This window comes from Citrobacter freundii complex sp. 2025EL-00176 (genome assembly GCF_053309355.1).
In genome coordinates, this window is the sequence record NZ_JBRYHT010000001.1 from 1,268,375 (window position 1) to 1,283,353 (window position 14,979).

The 14,979-nt window shown below is 50.1% G+C and carries 17 protein-coding genes; 6 read left to right on the plus strand and 11 right to left on the minus strand.

What is annotated here, in order from left to right; all coding sequences use genetic code 11:
- Positions 1-47 precede the first annotated feature (47 nt).
- The 4 genes from ACVXHP_RS06210 (at position 48) to mntP (ending at position 3,230) form a co-directional block, all read left to right on the plus strand.
- Positions 48-848 carry a PTS mannose/fructose/sorbose transporter subunit IIC gene (locus ACVXHP_RS06210; protein ID WP_005122174.1) on the plus strand — a complete coding sequence of 267 codons (801 nt, stop codon included), beginning with the start codon at positions 48-50 and terminating at the stop codon, positions 846-848.
- Positions 849-860: 12 nt separating this feature from the next.
- Positions 861-1,712, plus strand: a complete 852-nt coding sequence (locus tag ACVXHP_RS06215; protein ID WP_003833769.1) for a PTS mannose transporter subunit IID — start codon at positions 861-863, stop codon at positions 1,710-1,712.
- A gap of 60 nt (positions 1,713-1,772) precedes the next feature.
- Positions 1,773-2,231, plus strand: a complete 459-nt coding sequence (locus ACVXHP_RS06220; protein WP_200006160.1) for a DUF986 family protein — start codon at positions 1,773-1,775, stop codon at positions 2,229-2,231.
- Positions 2,232-2,663: 432 nt separating this feature from the next.
- Positions 2,664-3,230 (plus strand): manganese efflux pump MntP, encoded by a 567-nt coding sequence (gene mntP / locus ACVXHP_RS06225; protein WP_020996621.1) that lies wholly within the window; start codon positions 2,664-2,666, stop codon positions 3,228-3,230.
- On the opposite strand, the gene rlmA is transcribed toward mntP, so the two are convergent.
- The 6 genes from rlmA to mgrB form a co-directional block, all read right to left on the minus strand.
- Positions 3,227-4,036 (minus strand): 23S rRNA (guanine(745)-N(1))-methyltransferase, encoded by an 810-nt coding sequence (rlmA, locus tag ACVXHP_RS06230; protein WP_447571068.1) that lies wholly within the window; start codon positions 4,034-4,036, stop codon positions 3,227-3,229. The two genes, mntP and rlmA, sit on opposite strands and share 4 nt — an antisense overlap.
- Positions 4,037-4,099: 63 nt before the next feature.
- Positions 4,100-5,845 (minus strand): peptidoglycan glycosyltransferase FtsI, encoded by a 1,746-nt coding sequence (gene ftsI / locus ACVXHP_RS06235; RefSeq protein WP_200006158.1) that lies wholly within the window; start codon positions 5,843-5,845, stop codon positions 4,100-4,102.
- Between the two features lie 219 nt (positions 5,846-6,064).
- Positions 6,065-6,274, minus strand: coding sequence for a transcription antiterminator/RNA stability regulator CspE (cspE, locus tag ACVXHP_RS06240; protein ID WP_001062678.1), 210 nt, complete (start codon positions 6,272-6,274; stop codon positions 6,065-6,067).
- A gap of 12 nt (positions 6,275-6,286) precedes the next feature.
- The gene (locus ACVXHP_RS06245; protein WP_006684179.1) at positions 6,287-6,430 is read right to left on the minus strand and encodes a DUF2627 domain-containing protein; all 144 of its coding nucleotides are present in this window, start codon (positions 6,428-6,430) and stop codon (positions 6,287-6,289) included.
- A gap of 635 nt (positions 6,431-7,065) precedes the next feature.
- Positions 7,066-7,350, minus strand: coding sequence for a YebO family protein (locus ACVXHP_RS06250; RefSeq protein WP_304699853.1), 285 nt, complete (start codon positions 7,348-7,350; stop codon positions 7,066-7,068).
- Between the two features lie 74 nt (positions 7,351-7,424).
- The gene (gene mgrB / locus ACVXHP_RS06255; RefSeq protein ID WP_003034977.1) at positions 7,425-7,568 is read right to left on the minus strand and encodes a PhoP/PhoQ regulator MgrB; all 144 of its coding nucleotides are present in this window, start codon (positions 7,566-7,568) and stop codon (positions 7,425-7,427) included.
- Positions 7,569-7,732: 164 nt separating this feature from the next.
- Between mgrB and ACVXHP_RS06260 the strand changes: the two genes are divergently transcribed.
- Complete coding sequence (locus ACVXHP_RS06260) at positions 7,733-7,972, plus strand: YobH family protein (RefSeq protein ID WP_304699857.1); 240 nt, start codon at positions 7,733-7,735, stop codon at positions 7,970-7,972.
- 113 nt (positions 7,973-8,085) lie between these two features.
- Here ACVXHP_RS06260 and kdgR read toward each other — a convergent pair whose 3' ends face one another.
- Positions 8,086-8,877: a DNA-binding transcriptional regulator KdgR gene (kdgR, locus tag ACVXHP_RS06265; RefSeq protein ID WP_006684175.1), complete on the minus strand. Its 792-nt coding sequence runs from the start codon at positions 8,875-8,877 to the stop codon at positions 8,086-8,088.
- Positions 8,878-9,051: 174 nt separating this feature from the next.
- On the opposite strand from kdgR, the gene ACVXHP_RS06270 reads away from it, so the two are divergent.
- Complete coding sequence (locus ACVXHP_RS06270) at positions 9,052-10,425, plus strand: MFS transporter (protein ID WP_447571069.1); 1,374 nt, start codon at positions 9,052-9,054, stop codon at positions 10,423-10,425.
- Between the two features lie 46 nt (positions 10,426-10,471).
- Here ACVXHP_RS06270 and htpX read toward each other — a convergent pair whose 3' ends face one another.
- The 4 genes from htpX to ACVXHP_RS06290 all read right to left on the minus strand — a co-directional run bounded on the left by htpX (position 10,472) and on the right by ACVXHP_RS06290 (position 14,894).
- Positions 10,472-11,353: a protease HtpX gene (htpX, locus tag ACVXHP_RS06275; protein ID WP_003034964.1), complete on the minus strand. Its 882-nt coding sequence runs from the start codon at positions 11,351-11,353 to the stop codon at positions 10,472-10,474.
- 192 nt (positions 11,354-11,545) lie between these two features.
- Positions 11,546-13,594 (minus strand): carboxy terminal-processing peptidase, encoded by a 2,049-nt coding sequence (gene prc, locus ACVXHP_RS06280; RefSeq protein WP_447571070.1) that lies wholly within the window; start codon positions 13,592-13,594, stop codon positions 11,546-11,548.
- Between the two features lie 19 nt (positions 13,595-13,613).
- A complete protein-coding gene (proQ, locus tag ACVXHP_RS06285) occupies positions 13,614-14,300 on the minus strand; it encodes an RNA chaperone ProQ (RefSeq protein ID WP_200006153.1) in 687 nt (228 codons plus the stop codon).
- A 96-nt stretch (positions 14,301-14,396) separates the two neighbouring features.
- The gene (locus ACVXHP_RS06290) at positions 14,397-14,894 is read right to left on the minus strand and encodes a GAF domain-containing protein (RefSeq protein ID WP_447571071.1); all 498 of its coding nucleotides are present in this window, start codon (positions 14,892-14,894) and stop codon (positions 14,397-14,399) included.
- Positions 14,895-14,979: the final 85 nt, after the last annotated feature.

Here is a 14,979-nt window from a genome sequence, read left to right on the forward strand (position 1 = left end):
TTACTTAGTTTTCACACTTAAGTCTGTATAGCAATAGGAGAAGTACAATGGAGATTACCACTCTTCAGATTGTGCTGGTGTTCATCGTCGCATGTATCGCGGGTATGGAGTCGGTACTCGATGAATTTCAGTTCCACCGTCCGTTGGTGGCCTGTACGCTTATTGGCGCCGTTCTCGGGGATATGAAAACCGGTATTATCATCGGTGGTACCCTGGAAATGATCGCCCTGGGCTGGATGAACATCGGTGCTGCGGTTGCACCAGATGCCGCACTGGCGTCAATTATCTCTACCGTTCTGGTTATCGCGGGTCACCAAAGTATTGGTGCCGGTATCGCGCTGGCTATCCCGCTGGCAGCAGCAGGCCAGGTTCTGACCATCATCGTTCGTACTATCACCGTCGCATTCCAGCACGCAGCGGATAAGGCGGCTGAAAACGGCAACCTGACGGCGCTTTCGTGGCTGCACGTGTCCTCACTGTTCCTGCAGGCTATGCGTATCGCTATCCCGGCGGTAATCGTGGCGATTTCTGTAGGTACCAGTGAAGTTCAGAGCATGCTCAACGCCATTCCGGAAGTCGTCACCGGCGGCCTGAACATCGCAGGTGGTATGATCGTAGTGGTTGGTTATGCGATGGTCATCAATATGATGCGCGCGGGCTACCTGATGCCGTTCTTCTACCTCGGCTTCGTTACTGCGGCATTTACTAACTTCAACCTGGTTGCTCTGGGTGTGATTGGCGCAGTGATGGCAATCCTCTACATTCAGCTGAGCCCGAAATATAACCGCGTCGCCGGTGCGCCAGTTCAGGCAGCTGGTAACAACGATCTTGATAACGAACTGGACTAGCAGGTGAGCGAAATGGTTGATATGACTAAAACTACCACCGAGAAAAAACTCACTCCGAGTGACATTCGTGGCGTGTTCATTCGTTCTAACCTGTTTCAGGGTTCATGGAACTTCGAACGTATGCAGGCGCTGGGTTTTTGTTTCTCCATGGTACCGGCTATCCGCCGTTTGTACCCGGAAAACAACGATGCACGTAAGCAGGCTATTAAGCGTCACCTGGAATTCTTTAACACCCATCCGTACGTAGCCGCACCTGTACTGGGCGTTACGCTGGCGATGGAAGAGCAGCGTGCCAACGGCGCAGAGATTGACGATGGTGCTATCAACGGTATCAAAGTGGGTCTGATGGGACCGCTGGCAGGCGTCGGCGACCCAATCTTCTGGGGTACCGTACGTCCGGTATTTGCCGCGCTTGGCGCAGGTATCGCGATGAGTGGCAGCCTGCTTGGGCCACTGCTGTTCTTCATCCTGTTTAACCTGGTGCGTCTGGCTACCCGTTACTACGGTGTGGCATACGGCTACCGTAAAGGTGTCGATATCGTTAAAGATATGGGCGGCGGCTTCCTGCAGAAACTGACTGAGGGGGCGTCAATCCTCGGCCTGTTTGTCATGGGAGCATTGGTTAACAAATGGACGCACGTGAACATCCCGTTGGTGGTCTCCACTATCACCGGTCAGGATGGTCAGACTCGCGTTACCACCGTGCAGACTATCCTTGACCAGCTGATGCCGGGCCTGGTTCCTCTGCTGCTGACTTTCGCTTGTATGTGGCTGCTGCGTAAGAAAGTGAACCCGCTGTGGATTATCGTTGGCTTCTTCGTCATCGGTATCGCGGGCTACGCTGTCGGCCTGCTCGGCCTGTAAGACTGTTGTACACCACCGGGGGCTTGCCCCCGGTTTTTCTATTTAGAGGGTTGAGGATTCATGACTATCACGGACCTGGTGCTGGTTCTTTTTATCTTTTCGCTGCTGGCGTATGCCATTTACGATCAGTTCATAATGCCCCGCCGTAATGGCCCGACTCTGCTGACGGTCGCCCTGCTTCCTCGCAGCCGTGTTGACAGTGTTATCTTCATTGGCTTGGTAGCTATTCTTATTTACAACAACGTCACCAGCGACGGAGCGCAATTCACCACATGGTTATTATGCGCACTGGTATTGATGGGGTTGTATCTGTTCTGGATCCGTACGCCAAAAATCATCTTCAAGCAGAAAGGTTTTTTCTTTGCCAACGTCTGGATTGAATATAACCGCATTAAAGAGATGAATTTATCAGAAGATGGCGTGCTGGTGATGCAATTAGAACAGCGGAGATTGCTGGTTCGCGTACGAAATATAGACGATCTCGAAAAAATATATAAGCTTCTTATTTCAAATCAGTAAGTTAACAAGATAGCCTGAACTATGTTTTTTATATACTAATGAAAACAAAACATAGCTAAGGCTATATTACACCGTCCGTAATGTTATTTATTTTAACGTTCTATTTATAAATAAATCTAAATGAAAATCGTTTTCAATTAGAAGTCAAATATTATTTCCCTGTTTCTTGTTTTATATTCTCAAAATATGTTAAGGTTGCGCCCGTCGTTGGGGAGTAGCCGATTTCCAGACTCCGGAAATGTACGTGTCAACATACTCGTTGAAAAACGTGGCGCGTACGGACTGAACATACAGCTTCAGTCAGGCGAGACCATAGGCACATCAACTGCAATGCATACCTGAATGGCACGATATATTTCGTGATTTCCGTCTGTATGCATGGTTACTGGGGGCAGTGATGTGTGTTATGGATACCCCGGTCAGGACGCTGTTATGAATCTCACCGCTACTGTACTTCTCGCTTTCGGCATGTCGATGGATGCTTTCGCTGCATCAATTGGCAAAGGCGCCACACTGCATAAACCCAAATTTTCTGAAGCGCTGCGCACCGGTCTTATTTTCGGCGCAGTAGAAACCCTGACGCCGCTGATTGGCTGGGGTATGGGTATGCTGGCAAGTAAATTCGTCCTGGAGTGGAACCACTGGATCGCTTTCATTCTGCTTATTTTCTTAGGCGGGCGAATGATAATCGAAGGTTTTCGCGACAACGGTGATGAGGATGAAGAACCGCAGCGTCGTCATGGATTCTGGCTACTGGTCACCACCGCCATTGCCACCAGTCTCGACGCGATGGCTGTCGGGGTGGGTCTGGCATTCCTGCAGGTCAATATCATCGCGACTGCGCTGGCCATCGGCTGCGCCACGTTGATTATGTCCACGCTCGGCATGATGATCGGTCGTTTTATTGGTCCGATGCTGGGCAAACGGGCTGAAATTTTGGGCGGGGTGGTACTGATTGGTATCGGCGCCCAGATCCTCTGGGCACACTTCCACGGTTAATTCAGGCGCTGCCAGATATGAATACTAAAATCTGTCTGGCAGTCAAACTTCGTCTTTCCTGCTAACGTTTCCCACACTTCCGGTTTTGCCCGCCAGGCGAAGGGCGTCATTTGCAGTAATGCAACGGCTTCGCTGCCCGTGAGCTGCATCTGATAGCCCAGCGCGATACTCTGCTGCAGAACAAAACCTTCCAGCTGTTCGGTATGTGGCGCGTGCAAACGCACCTCATCATAAATCAGCCCTTTCAGTTCCATTAAATGACGCGGCCCCGGCGTGGCGGTGATGACCCATCCACACGGTTTAACCACGCGAGCCAGCTCTTGCGCTTTACAGGGCGCGTAGATCCTGATGATGGCATCCATGGACGCATCGGCAAACGGCAGACGATGGCTGGACGCCACGCAAAAGGTTACCTGCGGATAACGGCGGGCTGCGGCCTTAATCGCCACTTTGGAGACGTCGAGGCCAACGGTCCTGCCACCAGTCAGCGTATCGGCAAAGGCATGGGTGTAATACCCTTCCCCACAGCCGATATCCAGAATCGCCGCGTTTTCTGAACCCAGCCTCTCTGTAAGCACATTCACAATCGCATCACGCAGCGGTTGATAGTGTCCGGCATCAAGAAACGCCCGGCGCGCCTGCATCATCTCAGCGCTGTCACCCGGATCGCGCGACCGCTTATGCTGAACCGGCAGTAAGTTGACATACCCTTCTTTCGCCACGTCAAACTGGTGCCGCTCAGGGCAAATAAAACTGTTTTTCGTTTGAGTAAGAGGCTGGTGGCAAAGAGGACAGGAAAACGACATGACAACTCCGGCAGGTGATTTGAGGGCGCAAGTGTAACGCGAATTGCGCCCCGGGAAAATAACTTACAGCGTCGGCGAGGATACGCTATCGCCATGCATCACCAGCAGGTGATCGGAGTCGGCAGGCATGCCGTCGGGTTTAACATTTTCCAGACGCAGAACATCACCCATAATCTGGCTGAATACCGGCGCGGAGACGGCTCCCCCGTAGTAAGCACCGTTTTGTGGATTATTAATCACCACAACTAACGCGAATTTCGGGTCGCTCGCTGGCGCAACGCCTGCCGTATAGGCCACGTATTTATCAACATATTTACCATCATCACCAATTTTTTTCGCCGTCCCGGTCTTCACCGCAACCCGATAATCCCTGACCGCGGCCTTGGTTCCCCCACCGCCGGGTAACGCAACGCTTTCCATCATATGTTCAACCTGATGAACCAACTCCTCTGGCATGACCCGCGTTCCTATTACCGGTGGATCAATACGCGTTATAGAAAGGGGGCGATAGATGCCAAAGCTACCGATGGTGGCGTAGACATGCGCCAACTGGAGCGGCGTCACCATGAGTCCATAACCGAATGCAAAGGTCGCGCGATCCAAATCGCTCCAGTAGCGGCGTTGAGGCATTAAACCACTGCTTTCGCCGGTTAATCCCAAGCCGGTTGGATCGCCAAAGCCAAAACGCTTATAGGTATCCAGCAATTTCTGCACAGGCATAGCTAACGACAGGTGTGATACGCCCGTATCGCTCGATTTCTGCAAAATGCCGGTCAGCGACAGCTCCGGGTAAAATCCAACGTCGCGAATACGATGTCCATCGACATTAAAAGGATGGGTATCAATTACGCTGTCCGGTTGCACAATCCCCTGCTGGAGCGCGGTCATAATCACCAACGGCTTAACGGTTGAGCCGGGTTCAAAGGTGTCGCTAATGGCACGGTTACGAAAATCATCCAGTACCGCGCCGTCACGATTGTTGGGGTTAAAGTCAGGGAAGCTGGCCATGGAGAGAATTTCGCCGGTAGCGATATTGACCAGTACCGCTGCCCCTGACTCCGCTTTATTCCACGTCACGGCATTATCCAGCGCGTCTTCGGTAACCGTCTGCAAACGCTCATCAATACTGAGTTGTAATTCGTGTGCAGGCACTGGCATCACTTCGGTGATATTTTCGATGACATGACCAAATTTGTCTTTACGGACCAGACGGGAGCCGGGTTTACCCATCAACTGACTATTGAAGCTTTTCTCCAGGCCTTCAATACCCTGGCCATCAATATTGGTGAAACCAATGAGATTAGCCGCAACATGTCCGGCGGGATAAAAGCGGCGGGATTCTTCACGCAGGTTGATCCCCGGAAGATTAAGGTTATCGACCCATTCAGCCTGCTGAGGAGATATCTGGCGGGCCAGATAAATAAAGCGTCCAGCAGGATTACTGTTAACGCGCTCAGCCAGAGAACTAAGCGAAATGTTCAAAGTCTTTGCTAACGCCTGCCAACGTTCGTTGTAGCCCACGCCACCTTTGCTAATAATGGTTTTAGGGTCTGCCCAGACGGCATTCACCGGGACACTTACCGCTAGCGGTCGCCCTTCTCTGTCGGTAATCATTCCGCGTGGCGAGGCTATGGTTACCTCGCGTAACGAACGCATGTCTTCCTGTTTTACCAGACTTGTCGGCGTGACAATTTGTAGCCACGCCACCCGACCCAGCAGCAGTCCCAGACTTAATAATATCGCCACACAAAGCAGGGCAAAACGTACGGGAGTAAAATTGCGCGCATCTATGTCGTTTTTCTTTTTCACCTGGACTCCCGCATGATAGTTTTTCAGGTGACTGATTTAACGAGAAATGCCGCGAGAATGCGGGGAAAACTATGCTACGAACATCACGCCTTTGCAACAAAGCGCTAATGGATGGGCTTTCAGAAATATTTTGACGTAGTTTGAATTAAAAAGCCCCGCATAAGCGAGGCTTTATATCTGAGATGGTTGCGCATAAGCGCATCAAATCAGTGGTGTCGATCAGATAGCTGTTACGTTAACAGCAGCCGGACCTTTCTGGCCGTCCTGAATTTCGAACTCAACGTTCTGGCCTTCAGCCAGAGTTTTGAAGCCGTTACCCTGGATAGCGGAGAAGTGTACGAACACGTCTTTGCTGCCATCAGCCGGAGTAATGAAGCCAAAACCTTTAGACTCGTTGAACCACTTAACTTGACCTTTAATCTTTGCCATTTGCAAAATTCCTTAGAGTATTTTCTTCGCCCGCGGGCATAACATAGATAAAACTGAGACATTACTGCTTGAGGCACTAATATAAGGTTCGGCAGAGAAGCGGTATTCAACGTCAACGTGTTTACTCAGGACTTCTTTACTGAAAATGCCACACATAAACAGAACTGTACCTCGTTTAACCCAAAACGTGTTATCACATACAACGTAAATAATGGCAAGCCATTTTTAAACGTGTCTCGATCGGTCGCACAAATCCTGTCTTTCATCAAACAACGACTGCACAGTTATGCGCCAGACCGAGCAGAGTTATATCGTCACCTCTCTCCCCTTGCCCCGTCAGGCGTGCACCGTCACAGGGACATTTCTACCATAGCTCAATAGCTTCGGTTGTTCCAGGTTATCTGTCACAGGGTCTGGCGGATATCATTTTTTATGCTTAGTAATGCATAAAATGTCACAAGCGCAAAAATGAGATCCGCCTTCTGTTTTTGCATCAAAATAATGAAAGAATGATGACAATGCACAAAAAAAGTAAGAGAAACGTTTCGCTGTTAATAAGACGATCGTTATCACAAAAATGACATAATCATATTTTTAACGTATGGGAAAATATATTTATATCAGACCGGAGAGAAGTTATTAATTGGTTAGAGTATCTGAAAATGCTCAGGTTACAGACAACGCCGAACGCTAATACGCGGCGAGAGCAGAAGAAAATGATCTGACATGTTGACGACAGGATGAAGTATCTGCGAAGAGCATCAACAGACCTTCATCCTGACCTACTGTTTTTAGCGCTCAGCTACCAGGCGGATGATGTCATCATCTTCATCCTTCGCGGTGACCGCTGCAGGTTCTGCCGCTTTTTCTGGTTCGTTAGCCTCACAAAGGCGACGGAGTAATGCGTTCTGTCTTTTTTGCTGGTCTAACAATGCCTCAAGCAGTTCTATCTGCTCGTTAGTACGCGAACTTGCCCGATTGATGAAAAACCACAACACAAGCCCAACAATCAAAACCACCACCGATACCGCTAAAGACGCAAAACTTAACGCGCCAGAATTCAAAACTTCATTCATTTTACCACCTCAATGTAGACAGCGTAGTTTACCACTGCCGCACAAGAAGGTAATCAACTGTTGCAAAAATGCGCTTACCAGGGAATAAATTTATTGATGGCACAAATACCGCTGAAAAATTGTACGTCCTGATCGCACATGATGTTAAACACCTGCGCCCACATCAATATGCATACCAGCACGACAACAATCAGTACCACCCAGCGTATTTTTTTCACTCCAGCTCCACTCTTCGACTCTACATCTTATGTCTATAAATTATCATGCGTTACCTAAACCCAGCGTTAACTGTAACGGCATTCCAACTTTTTAGGAATGATTGACTTGTTTCAGCCCGTGTACAGGCTAATCTACTAATAACGAGAAAAGATAAGAGGTTGTAATGCGTCTGATAATCCGCGCTATTGTGTTGTTAGCTCTGGTTTGGATCGGTTTATTACTGAGCGGCTATGGAGTTTTGATTGGGAGTAAAGAGAATGCGGCCGGTCTGGGTCTGCAATGCCAATATCTGACTGCTCGCGGGACCAGCACCGCGCAATACATCCACACAAACAGCGGCCTTATAGGCCTTTCAGATTGCCCTGTATTACGCAAAAGCACTGTCGTTATCGATAACGGTTAAGATAGCGGCAATACATTCTCTATGTTATTTGCGCAAAATAGCGCTAATTTTATTCATTAAAAAACCCCAGGTACGCAATACCTGGGGTTTGTACTTAGCGCTATTTTTTCTAATTAGAACGGATAGTCGTTATAGCCCATTTGTTCAGAAATTTTACGCGCAGCCGTATGCAGCATCGCCACATATTCGTGTAAACGTTCTTCCGAAAAGCGCAGCGTCGGGAATGATATACTCAAGCCCGCGATCACCACGCCAAAACGGTCAAATACCGGAACACCGATGCAGCGCAGGCCTTCTTCCTGCTCTTCGTTATCTTCACCGTATCCCTGTTCGCGCACTTTATCCAACAGTACCAGCAATTCATCAGTATTCGTGATAGTACGGTCGGTGCTGCGTTTGTACTCGATGCCGTCAAGAATTTCCTTCACTTCATCGCGGTCACGCCATGCCAGAAGAACTTTACCGATAGCCGTGCTGTACAATGGGTTACGACGACCGACGCGGGAATACATACGCAGATTGTACATGGAGTCGATTTTATGAATGTAGACGATGCTGTCTTCATCCAGCGCACCAAGGTGTACGGTTTCTTTAGTCAAACGTGAAAGTTCACGCATCTGGATGTCAGCACTACGGATCAGATCAACGTTTTGTAACGCGCGCGCACCCAGCTCGAATAATTTCAGGGTCAGGGAGTATTTCTCTGACTCTCCCTCTTGTGCCACATAACCCAGCGTTTTCATGGTCTGCAAAAAGCGATAAACGGTGCTTTTTGACATCATGACGCGTTGCGACAGCTCGGTAATACCAATTTCGCGCTCTTCACCCAGCGCCTGCAGGATGCCAAAAACTTTCAGCACGGAAGATACAGAATCAGGTTGTTTATCCAGATCTGCGATTGCCATTTATCACCTCATTACGAGTGTTTTATAAAAATCAGAACCGGTTTTTATTATAATTTCACGGACCTGCCCTCGCAATCGCTCTTTGCTCACTTAGTTACAAATCTGCGACCTAACGCCTGTATATCAATGCTAAGATTATTATTCTCATCATAATTCCCGATAAAATGACCCCTTATGGAAAAAATTCAGGCTGATGGCCTGCCATTGCCCCAGCGATATGGTGCAATTTTAACCATTGTTATTGGCATCTCTATGGCAGTACTCGACGGCGCAATAGCTAACGTGGCACTTCCGACGATTGCTACCGACCTTCAGGCTTCACCCGCCAGCTCAATCTGGATCGTTAACGCCTATCAAATCGCCATTGTCGTCTCACTGCTGTCACTCTCATTTTTGGGTGATATGTTCGGCTATCGACGCATTTATAAATGTGGTCTCGTCGTATTCCTGATTGCCTCGCTGTTCTGTGCTTTATCAGACTCGCTACAAATGCTAACGCTGGCCCGCGTGGCTCAGGGGTTTGGCGGCGCAGCGCTGATGAGTGTGAATACAGCATTAATTAGACTCATTTATCCCCAGCGTCAGCTTGGTCGGGGGATGGGAATTAACTCCTTCATCGTGGCGGTCTCCTCAGCGGCAGGACCCACTATTGCCGCGGCGATCCTCTCTATCTCGTCCTGGAAATGGCTGTTTCTGATTAACGTCCCGCTGGGGATTATTGCCCTGCTGCTGGCCATGCGCTTTCTGCCACCTAATTCGTCACGCAGTAATAAACCGCGCTTTGACTTGCCCAGTGCGGTAATGAATGCCTTAACGTTTGGCTTGTTAATTACAGCACTCAGTGGGTTCGCACAAGGACAGTCGCTAAAACTGATTGGTGCCGAGCTTGTGGCGCTTATCGTGGTCGGTTTTTTCTTTATCCGCCGCCAGCTGGCGTTGCCGGTACCGTTATTACCGGTTGACCTGCTGCGCATTCCGCTGTTTTCACTCTCGATTTGCACGTCAATCTGTTCATTCAGCGCACAAATGCTGGCGATGGTTTCTCTGCCCTTCTTTCTACAAACCGTGATCGGTCGTAGCGAAGTCGAAACAGGACTACTGCTGACCCCATGGCCGCTGGCAACCATGGTGATGGCCCCGCTGGCCGGATATCTTATCGAGCGCGTCCACGCGGGGTTGTTGGGTGCTCTGGGTATGGCCGTGATGGCAAGCGGATTATTTGCACTGGTGCTACTCCCTTCTGCGCCCTCCGATTTTAATATCATCTGGCCGATGATATTGTGCGGCGCGGGCTTTGGTCTATTCCAGTCACCGAATAACCACACCATCATCACCTCCGCACCGCGTGAACGCAGCGGCGGGGCGAGCGGGATGTTGGGGACTGCGCGCTTGTTAGGGCAAAGTACCGGCGCGGCGCTGGTGGCGTTAATGCTCAATCAGTTTGGTGACAGCGGGACACATATGTCGCTGATAACCGCGGGTGTACTGGCAACGGCTGCCGCCATAGTGAGCGGCCTACGTATCACGCAGCCGCGCGTTCAGGCATAAAAAAAGCGCGTCTGTAGACGCGCTTTTTCTTGTAGACTTCTTCGGGTTACTTCAGGTATTCCCCACTACGCAGCGCTTCAATACGCTTATCCAACGGCGGGTGAGTCATAAACAGCTCACTCAACGATTTAGATTTACCGTTGATGCAGAACGCCATCATGCTGGTCGCTTCCTGCGGCTCATAGCTGGTTTTCAGACGCTGCAGCGCGGCGATCATCTTCTCACGGCCGACCAGTTTGGCAGAACCGGCATCCGCATGGAATTCACGGTGACGTGAGAACCACATGGTAATGATGCTGGCCAGAATACCAAACACCAGTTCCAGCACCGTCGCCACCGCAAAGTAAATTAATGGGTTGCCGTTGCTGCCCTCGCCCTCATCGCGGTTACCGCCCATAAATCCGGCGGCGATTTGCGCCAGAATACGGGAGATAAAGATAACGAAGGTGTTAACCACCCCCTGAATGAGGGTCATGGTCACCATATCGCCATTGGCAATGTGGCTGATCTCGTGCGCGATAACCGCTTCGGCTTCGTCCGGGCTCATGTTTTGCAACAGGCCAGTACTCACAGCCACCAGCGAAGCATCCCGGCGCGCACCGGTAGCAAACGCGTTAATATCTGGCGCATGGTAGATTGCAACCTGCGGCATAGCGATACCGGCCTGGCGGGCCTGATTCGCTACCGTATTCATCAGCCAGCGTTCTCTTTCATTACGGGGCTGTTCGATCACTTCCCCGCCAACGGACTTTAACGCCATCCATTTGGACATCAGCAGCGAAATGAAGGAACCACCAAAACCAAACAGCAGTGCCATGATCAACAAGCCTTGAACGCTGCTTGACTGAATCCCTGTCAGGCTCAATACCAGCCCGAAAACGACCATCACAGCCAGGTTCGTCAGCAGGAAGAGCGCGATTCGCATCATAATTTTCTTTTAACCTCAATTTAACAAAACGCACTATGCGATTACCCATATCGTATGGGTCTTATGGCTATTTTCAAGCATCCATAGGTGCTAAGTCACCAGAAAGACACAACTTTACATTTTATCGTATCAGACTGACGTCTTCATGCGCTTGTTAAAAAAACAGGCACAATTTCTTGTGCCTGTTGGAGGTTATTGACGGGTTGCGGGCTGTTCCGCTGGCTTGTCTTTTTCAAGATGCGCCAAGTCGAGCGCGATTTTCACCGTTTCATCCAGATACGGATCCGGCTCCTGGTAATCTTTGGGCAGATCGTCCAGTTTCTTCAACAACGGTTTGCCTTCACGCTTAAACCGATCGTTGATGCGCGCCAGACGCAGTGCATCATCTTCGTTATTCTCTTTCTCACGCTGAGCGTAATTCAGAGAAGCGATGCTGCGCTTATCCTTCATCGCATTGAAACGCGCAATGTCCTTCATGATGTACTGGAACTCAGGATCGTTCGCAATACGTGCATTGTGCTCTTTTAGCAATTCAGGTCCAAACGGCGTCAGGTTATCAGACTTGGTATAGGTCGCCGCATCAATGCTATCCCACGGCAACGCGTTATCTTCAAACTTCTCACCTGTTTCAGTTTCTTCATTACCTGTCGGCATGAGGATATCCGGCGTAACGCCCTTACGCTGCGTACTGCCACCATTTACACGGTAGAATTTCTGGATCGTGTATTGAACAGAACCCAGCGCTGGCCATTCCGGACGCAGCATCTGATCGTAAATACGGTTCAGGGAACGATACTGCTGTACGGTGCCCTTGCCAAAGGTCGGTTCACCGACGATCAGCGCACGACCATAATCCTGCATTGCCGCGGCAAAAATTTCCGATGCCGAGGCACTGAAGCGATCAACTAACACCACCAGCGGACCTTTGTAATACACCACGCCGTCGGTATCGCTGTCTTCACGCACTTTGCCGTTATTGTCACGAACCTGTACCACCGGGCCGGAAGGAATGAACAGACCGGAAAGCGAGACCGCTTCGGTCAGTGCGCCACCGCCGTTGGTACGCAGATCGATAATCACGCTGCTGACATTCTGTTTTTCCAGTTTCTGCAGCTGAACTTTGACGTCATCCGTCAGGCCAACATAGAAACCAGGAATATCCAGTACGCCGACCTTTTCTTTGCCAACGGTTTTCACGGACATTTTAACAGCGCGGTCTTCGAGACGAATGCGTTCACGCGTTAGCGTGACAATGCGCGTCTTGGTGCCTTTACCGGCAGGCAGGATTTCGAGGCGAACTTTGCTGCCTTTAGGTCCCTTGATCAGCGCCACAACATCATCCAGACGCCAGCCAATCACATCGACCATGCCTTTTCCGGTCTGGCCCACGCCGACAATACGGTCGCCAACGCTTATCGCTTTACTCTTGGCTGCCGGGCCGCCCGCTACCATGGAGTTAATGACGGTGTAGTCATCATCCATTTGCAGAACTGCGCCAATACCTTCCAGAGACAAGCTCATTTCAGTATTAAACTGTTCAGTGTTGCGCGGAGAAAGATAGTTAGTATGCGGGTCTATTTCACGAGCAAAAGCCGTCATCGCCAGTGAGAACACATCTTCACTGTTCGTTTGCGCCAGACGGCGAATGGCAAATTTATAGCGACGCGTCAGTGTTTCGCGAATTTCCGCATCGGTTTTACCGGTCAGCTTCAGGCTGAGTTCGTCAAATTTAACTTTGCCGTCCCACAGCGCATTCAGCTCTGCTTCGCTCTTCGGCCACGGAGCTTTGCTCCGGTCGAGGTTAAAGGTGTCAGTACCGGTAAAATCCATTGGACGTGCCAGCACGCTTAACGCGTACTGATACCGTTCAAATCGGCGTTTTTGCGCCAGATTATAAAGATCGTAAAAGACATCCAGCTTGCCCGTGCGCAGTTCATCGCCGAGGACAGTTTTCTTTTTTGCATACTGTTCGATATCGCTCGCCAACAGCACGTTATGGCTGTAGTCGAGCAAATTCAGATAGCGGTCAAAAATTTTTGCCGAAAACGCCTGATCCAGATCGAACTGGCGATAGTGTGAACGCGTAAAACGTGATGTTACACGTTCACTCACCGTCGCATGCTGGGTTTCTTCCTTTAAAACGGGGATTTGATCGGCACGCGTGATGTCTTCTACAGCAAGTGCCTGGCCTGCTAATGCAAGCAGACCAGCTAACGCAGTAAGCCTAAAAAAAGTGTTCATGCCAGGCCTGGCCTCCGTTTCAGAACACCAGGTGTTCTGCGCGTACAATCAAAGACATACCCGAATTCAGCTGTACACGGACGCCATCTTTGGTGATTTCTAATACGGTGGCATCCATCGCATTATTACCTGCTTTCACCTTCAAAGACTGCCCTACCGTCAGCACTGAAATATCAGATACCGGGGTATGCTGTTCTTCACGAGGAGCACGCGGTGCTTTTGCTGCTGGTTTTTCAGCGCGAGGTTTACGATCAGCCCCATCTTTACGACGCGGAGCAGGACGCGGCTTACGCTCGCGACGCGGTGCGTCTTCTTTTTCGCCGGCAGCAGCGGCCGCTTCGCGTTTTTTCGCCTGTTGCTCTGCACGTTGCGCCTGAACGCGAGCTTTAGCTTCTTCCAGCTGTTTGCGAGCATGTTCAACATGTTGCTCATCCAACTCACCACATGGGTTGCCGTCGAGATCAACACGCGTTGCGCCCAATTTAACGCCATACAGATAGCGCCAGCTTGAAGTATAGAGACGTAAGGCAGAACGGAGCTGCGTCTTGCTGAGGTTCATTTCGCCCTCAACACGCTCTACCAAATCCTGAAAAATGCCAATTTTCAGTGGGCGCGCTTCGCCTTCAGCACTAAAACACTGCGGGAAGCGTTCGGCCAGAAACGCGATGACTTCTTTACTGCTATTCAACTTAGGTTGATTTTCCATGAAATTTCCTGATTACAACGGACGTAGCCAACAAGCGCAGGCATGAACAGGCGACATTATAATGACGTCATCAGTAATTGCTACGTTATCCGTTGATTATCCTGCGACGCTCGCAAAGAATTTTTTGTAATCCGTCGTTGCAAGCACGGTTTCAAGCTGTGCCACAAGCGTACGCAGCCCCTGTTCGTCTTCTTCAGTGAAGCGACCAAACGCGGTGCTATCAATATCCAGCACGCCGATTATCTGATTTTCAATGGTGATCGGCAGAACGATTTCCGCGTTGCTGGCGGCATCGCATGCGATGTGCCCGTCAAAAGCATGGACGTCTTCGATGCGCTGCACCTGATTACGCGCCACCGCGGTACCGCATACGCCACGCCCTACCGGGATCCGCACACAGGCAATTTTGCCCTGGAAAGGACCAAGTACCAGAGTCTCGCCCTCAAGCAGGTAAAAACCGGCCCAGTTTACTTGTGCAAGACGTTCGTACAACAATGCGCTGGTATTTGCCAGCGTTGCCAGAAAACTGATTTCACCTGCCATTAATGCCTGAAAATCACGGTTCAGATCCGTGTATAGCTCTGATTTGTTCATTATGTAATCACTTAGTTGTCTTACTTAAAACTGCAGCCTACTAAAATAAACATTAAATGCGTAAATGCTCAAGATCATTCCCGTC

Coding starts and splice junctions, on each gene's coding strand:
- ACVXHP_RS06210 (WP_005122174.1), top strand. CDS start 48: ATGGAGATTACCACTCTTCAGATTGTGCTGGTGTTCATCGTCGCATGT.
- ACVXHP_RS06215 (WP_003833769.1), top strand. CDS start 861: ATGGTTGATATGACTAAAACTACCACCGAGAAAAAACTCACTCCGAGT.
- ACVXHP_RS06220 (WP_200006160.1), top strand. CDS start 1,773: ATGACTATCACGGACCTGGTGCTGGTTCTTTTTATCTTTTCGCTGCTG.
- mntP (WP_020996621.1), top strand. CDS start 2,664: ATGAATCTCACCGCTACTGTACTTCTCGCTTTCGGCATGTCGATGGAT.
- rlmA (WP_447571068.1), bottom strand. CDS start 4,036: ATGTCGTTTTCCTGTCCTCTTTGCCACCAGCCTCTTACTCAAACGAAA.
- cspE (WP_001062678.1), bottom strand. CDS start 6,274: ATGGCAAAGATTAAAGGTCAAGTTAAGTGGTTCAACGAGTCTAAAGGT.
- ACVXHP_RS06245 (WP_006684179.1), bottom strand. CDS start 6,430: ATGTGTGGCATTTTCAGTAAAGAAGTCCTGAGTAAACACGTTGACGTT.
- ACVXHP_RS06250 (WP_304699853.1), bottom strand. CDS start 7,350: ATGAATGAAGTTTTGAATTCTGGCGCGTTAAGTTTTGCGTCTTTAGCG.
- ACVXHP_RS06260 (WP_304699857.1), top strand. CDS start 7,733: ATGCGTCTGATAATCCGCGCTATTGTGTTGTTAGCTCTGGTTTGGATC.
- kdgR (WP_006684175.1), bottom strand. CDS start 8,877: ATGGCAATCGCAGATCTGGATAAACAACCTGATTCTGTATCTTCCGTG.
- ACVXHP_RS06270 (WP_447571069.1), top strand. CDS start 9,052: ATGGAAAAAATTCAGGCTGATGGCCTGCCATTGCCCCAGCGATATGGT.
- htpX (WP_003034964.1), bottom strand. CDS start 11,353: ATGATGCGAATCGCGCTCTTCCTGCTGACGAACCTGGCTGTGATGGTC.
- prc (WP_447571070.1), bottom strand. CDS start 13,594: ATGAACACTTTTTTTAGGCTTACTGCGTTAGCTGGTCTGCTTGCATTA.
- proQ (WP_200006153.1), bottom strand. CDS start 14,300: ATGGAAAATCAACCTAAGTTGAATAGCAGTAAAGAAGTCATCGCGTTT.
- ACVXHP_RS06290 (WP_447571071.1), bottom strand. CDS start 14,894: ATGAACAAATCAGAGCTATACACGGATCTGAACCGTGATTTTCAGGCA.